The following is a 5055-nucleotide window of genomic DNA, read 5'->3' as shown; positions in this document are numbered from 1 at the left end:
CGACTGAACTGTTGCAAAAAGACATCGACGCGGAGAAAAAGTAGCATAAAATGGTTCCGAGAGGGGTGCATTTCATGAATGGTAGAAAGCGCTTTATTACGAAATGGTTACTGCTCTTCTAGTCGCTCAGCACACCGCTCTCGGGCAATGTGGTTATTGAGATGAAGGTGAAATACAACATAAATAGAGGAGCCTCGATGATTCGAGGCTCCTCTATTTATGACGACAGAATGTATCCTGGTTAACATGACCCTAGTCAAGTTAACCTCTCAATGCTGCAGGTGTTTAAATTGTCCTTACAATCATCCAACAATTTTCTCCCGAAACATTTGCTGTGCACAATATTCGATAATATCGCTGCGGCGAACGATACCGATGAAACGGTCCATATCGTCGACAACCGGGACGAAGTTTTGCGCTTTCGCTTTGGAAATCAAATCGTTCATGTTCGCGTTAATGTGTACGGGTACGTTATGAATTCGCATAGGAATTTCCGATAAATGGACGCGATGGGCATTCTCGAAGGTAACATCCTCGTTATTCTTCATGAACCATAGCAGATCGCCTTCGGTAATCGTTCCTACATATTTGCCTTCATCACTAAGGATCGGTACTGCTGTATAACGGTGATATTCCATACGTTCCAGCGCTTGACGAAGCGTGGAGCTAGCAGTCAGACAGACCACTTCTAATTTAGGAACCAGAAAAAAAGCAATATTCATCTTTCGACTTCTCCTCCCTTACCCATTATAACGTTTTTTGCGGCAGCAGGTTGCCTTTTCTTATGGAAAATCAATCAGGTCCCACCTATGTATCAGGAGTATGTGCATGACTTTGCTTAGTCAAGGATACACTACCGATGAGGTGATGACAATGTCGCGCAGACGTAACCGAAGACTGGTTGTTCCTGAAGCTGGACATAACATGGATTTGTTCAAAGCTCATGTCATGAAGGAGCAGGGGTATGCTGTAGACCTTGCTCATCCGAACCAGGTAAAGTATGAAGTAGCACGTTCCCTAGGTGTACCCTTAACAGAAGGCGATAACGGTGAGCTCACGACGGAAGCGGCCGGAAGAGTTGGCGGAGAAATTGGTGGAGCGATGGTGCGGGAGATGGTACGTATGGCTAAGGAGCAGCTCGCTCGTAAGCCGTAACCCCTTCCACTGTATATTTTACTCCCAGAATCATTAAGGATGAGCGTTTCTCCATGAGGGGAACGCTTTTTTTGTATGAGTTACAATATTGGCTTATCGTGCGAATAAAATGTCATACCCTTCCTCCGAAAGTGTTCTAGTATAGTGTCAATGGCTAAGCCATCCAACCTAATTAGACATCGTTTGTCGAGAGGAGATTGATATGAATAAGCTCGCGATCCATGGAGGACCCCCTGTCCGTACGGCTGGTTATGCGGAGTGGCCTATATATGATGAACTGGAGCTGTCTATGCTGAAGGAAGTTCTCGAATCCAGCAAATGGGGAGGTTCCGGTACATCACCGCAAGTCGGATACGAACCGAAGCTCCCCCTACTGGAGAAACAATTCGCGCAACTTCAAGACGCTCAGTATGCCATCTCCGTTGTGAACGGAACTGTCGCGATTACAGTCGCTCTGCAGGCTGCAGGAGTTCGCTCTGGTGATGAGATCATTATTACACCTTATACGTTCATTGCCACGGCTACCGCAGCATTAGCCTATGGGGTCATTCCAGTATTCGCTGATATTGAAGCAGATACACTACTCATTGATCCAGAGAAAGTCGAATCATTGATTACGCCTAAGACGAAAGCGATCATTGCGGTCCATATTGCTGGAGCTCCTGCCAACATGACCCGACTTGGAGAAATCGCCAAGAAACATGGTCTGGCACTAATCGAAGACGCTGCCCAAGCTGTAGGAGCCAAATGGGAGGGGAGAGGCGTTGGGTCGATCGGGGACTTGGGGACGTTCAGCTTGCAATCGAGTAAAAACTTGAATGCCGGTGAAGGCGGTATCATTACAACGAATCAAGAAAACCTGTGGGAGAACGCTTGGTCGATCTGTAATGTCGGTCGAATCCCGAACGGTCAATGGTATCAGCACGAGAAGTTAGGGCAGAACTATCGGTTAACGGAATTCCAGGCTGCCATTGTGCTCGCCCAGATGACTCGTCTGGAAGATCAGATGCGAACACGTGAGAATAACGCGGCCCGCTTGAATGGTCTACTCAGTCAGATCGATGGGATTCGTCTAATTAAACAGGACCCGCGTATTACGAGGCATGCTTATCACTTATACATGTTCAAGCTGGATAGCGAGTGGACAGATCGGATTGAGAAGAACGAATTTATGAAGCGTGTACAAGCCGAAGGCGTCCCGGTAGCGGCTGGTTATGTGCCACTTAATCAGAATGTGGCGGTACTTGATGCAATAGAAGCCTGGACCGGTCGTCGCCTTGTGGATGAATGCCCCGTGTGTGAGCGCGTTTGTGAGAAGGAAGTGCTGTGGTTGACGCAGAACGTGCTGCTTTCCGAAGAAAAAGCGATGGACGATATCGCGGAAGCGGTTCAGAAAGTAGTTCGTTCCTTCTAAGCTATGATCATAAGTTAAAGGCCTTCATCTCTTTCCATTCGGAAAGCAAGATGAAGGCCTTTCTGTTACAGTTCCATGACCTGCTGCCAAATGCTCGTATCAACTGGAATGCCATGCTCCATATTGTTTCTGCGGGTGTTCAGGGCGGTCTCCCCGGGATACCGGATGCTGCCGTTATCGTCCGTAGGCAAGCTGCTCTGCAGATCACTCAATATTTCATCCACGCGCTGTTGCAGGGCGCTGCTCTCTGGCAGTCGCTCGTAATCGAATGCAAGGAACAGCTGCGATAGGGCATACTCCCCAGACAACTTACCTACATCCATCGTGGATAATCCTCCGCTTAACATAACCGCGATCAAGTCTAGCATGAGTGATAATCCCGAGCCCTTCCAATATCCGATAGGCAAAGGTCGCCGTGACTTGGTTATAGCGGACGGATCGCGTGTTAACTGTCCATCTTCGTCATACCCCCCATCGAAGGGGAGTTCGTCTCCACTTAGGACGTACGAATTGAGCTTTCCGTAGGAATACTGCGACATGGCAATATCCAGTACAACATGCCCCGCTGCTCGCGGAACGGCAAGAACGAGCGGGTTGTTGCCTAACTTGCTGGTCTTCCCGCCCCATGGCGGCATATTCGGCATCGTATTCGTCCAACATATCCCGATGCAGCCGGCTTCCGCTGCTTGCCATCCGTACGTTCCGGCTCGCATCCAATGGTTTGTATTGCGAAGTGCGACGACTCCGATCCCATGCTCTTTCGACAAAGCAATAGCCCGATCCATAGCGAAGGAGGCATTCAGGTTGCCAGGTCCAAGACGTCCGTCCCAGCGTTCGATCGCACCCATTTCATCGGTACGGACCGGTTCAGCGTGAATATTAATGATCCCTTTCCGGATAAGGTTAATGAACACCGGAAAGCGATTCAATCCGTGCGAATATACGCCGTCGCAGCTCGTCTGCGTGAATAGACGCGCACATTTCTCGGCTCGCTCGGGTGTGAAGCCGATGTTCAACAACACATGGTGTAAGCGGTTATACATTTCTTCGAATGGAATCCTTAACATAAATGAGTTCACTCCCTTTTTGATCACTAGTTCGACAAACTGCTGCTTCACATAAGTATAACGGATGTATGGCGACTAGGCGATAGAAGTGTGATACAATACTATAAACCTTTTGGTGACGACACAGATGTGTCTAGAAAGCGTTTGCGATAAGGGAAAGGAACGATTGGATTGAAGCGTTGGAAAGTAGCAATGTCTCTCACGGGTATTGTCGGTTGTGTCGGGTTATTGACTGCTTGCTCCACCTTGTGGCCATCGAGCAAGAGCGAGCAGGGTCATGTTAAGAAAGACCCAATTTCGATTGTGATCAACAGTCTGGGATTGGGTTTTCCTCAAGGTCTGGATGAGAATAACAATCCTTATTTGTCTTACATCGAGACGCATACGAATACCGATATTAGCGTAATATTACCACCGCTTGAAGGGTACCGGGAGAAGCTGAATCTGTTCATGTCCATGGACAATAAACCTGATATGCTCAATGTGTTCGATGATGTGTGGGTGGCCAGCTACGTGAATCAGAATGCACTCATGCCGTTGGATGACTTGATCGATAAGTATGGACCGGATCTCAAAGCCCGTATGCCTAAGGAAGCTTGGGATAAGGTGACGTTCAACGGGAAAATCTATGCGATTCCCAGCCTTAATGAGGTCAAGGGAATCGAGCTGATGTACGTCCGCAAAGATTGGTTGAACCGCGTCGGATTAAGGCCGCCACGTACATTGGATGAGTATTATCAAGTGATCAAGGCGTTTAAAGAAAAGGATCCCGACGGGAATGGCAAGGATGATACGGTTGGCTTGCTGACTACGGAATACTTGGGACGCACGGCACCATTCTTCGGTGCGTTCGGGGTGCAGTTGAACCAGTGGGCACTTAGAGACGGCAAGCTGGTCAATATGAATATACTTCCTGAAATGAAGCAAGCGCTCAGCTTCTTCGCTAAGCTGTATGCGGAAGGGTTAATGGATCCAGAGTTTCCCTTGAACAAACTAAAGAATTTGGATGAGAAAGTAAGCACAGGCAAGGCCGGTCTATTCTCTGCCACGTGGTACTCTACCACTGGAGCGATTGCAACGAATAATTCTCTTGACCTTAACGCTGTTTGGATCCCTCTGGAATATCCGACTGGTCCTAATGGAGAGAAAGGCGTATACAATTCTCCGCTTGTCCGGGAATACGAAGTCATACCCGTGGGGAGTAAAAATCCGGAAGCGGTCATCCGCATGCTGAACTTTATTGCCGGTGCGGGCTACTCCGATTTGAAGCTGGGGTTTGAGGATCAGATCTGGTCCCGACAAGATGGGAAGATCTTGACCAATTTCGTCGAGCATAACAAGCATCAGTATAGAGGTATTTACTCCTCCTTGGCCGAAATCGTCCAACCGGATCTGATTAAAGTGCGATTGGATTCATTG

At 48.3% G+C, this 5055-nt stretch carries 5 protein-coding genes; 3 read left to right on the top strand and 2 right to left on the bottom strand.

All coding sequences use genetic code 11. The features are described from left to right. Nucleotides 1–302 precede the first annotated feature (302 nt). Nucleotides 303–722, bottom strand: a complete 420-nt coding sequence (locus tag AC1DWB_RS31160; protein ID WP_477544979.1) for a CBS domain-containing protein — start codon at nucleotides 720–722, stop codon at nucleotides 303–305. A 151-nt stretch (nucleotides 723–873) separates the two neighbouring features. Between AC1DWB_RS31160 and AC1DWB_RS31155 the strand changes: the two genes are divergently transcribed. Together AC1DWB_RS31155 and AC1DWB_RS31150 are read left to right on the top strand one after the other, a co-directional pair. Continuing rightward, nucleotides 874–1155 (top strand): small, acid-soluble spore protein, alpha/beta type, encoded by a 282-nt coding sequence (locus AC1DWB_RS31155; protein ID WP_477544980.1) that lies wholly within the window; start codon nucleotides 874–876, stop codon nucleotides 1153–1155. Between the two features lie 202 nt (nucleotides 1156–1357). Next, nucleotides 1358–2569, top strand: coding sequence for a DegT/DnrJ/EryC1/StrS family aminotransferase (locus AC1DWB_RS31150; protein WP_477544978.1), 1212 nt, complete (start codon nucleotides 1358–1360; stop codon nucleotides 2567–2569). 65 nt (nucleotides 2570–2634) lie between these two features. Here AC1DWB_RS31150 and yiaK read toward each other — a convergent pair whose 3' ends face one another. Further along, complete coding sequence (gene yiaK / locus AC1DWB_RS31145) at nucleotides 2635–3636, bottom strand: 3-dehydro-L-gulonate 2-dehydrogenase (protein WP_477544977.1); 1002 nt, start codon at nucleotides 3634–3636, stop codon at nucleotides 2635–2637. A 171-nt stretch (nucleotides 3637–3807) separates the two neighbouring features. On the opposite strand from yiaK, the gene AC1DWB_RS31140 reads away from it, so the two are divergent. Next, nucleotides 3808–5055 (top strand): extracellular solute-binding protein (locus AC1DWB_RS31140; protein WP_477544976.1); only part of this gene is annotated, 1248 nt, incomplete at its 3' end.

This window comes from Paenibacillus sp. P4_E11, from assembly GCF_056401635.1.
Note: the sequence above shows the minus strand (reverse complement) of the source record. Positions and strands in the feature narration are given on the sequence as shown.

Excerpts from the sequence above, each read along its gene's own strand:
- AC1DWB_RS31155 (WP_477544980.1), top strand. The coding sequence starts at position 874 with ATGTCGCGCAGACGTAACCGAAGACTGGTTGTTCCTGAAGCTGGACAT.
- AC1DWB_RS31160 (WP_477544979.1), bottom strand. The coding sequence starts at position 722 with ATGAATATTGCTTTTTTTCTGGTTCCTAAATTAGAAGTGGTCTGTCTG.
- AC1DWB_RS31150 (WP_477544978.1), top strand. The coding sequence starts at position 1,358 with ATGAATAAGCTCGCGATCCATGGAGGACCCCCTGTCCGTACGGCTGGT.
- yiaK (WP_477544977.1), bottom strand. The coding sequence starts at position 3,636 with ATGTTAAGGATTCCATTCGAAGAAATGTATAACCGCTTACACCATGTG.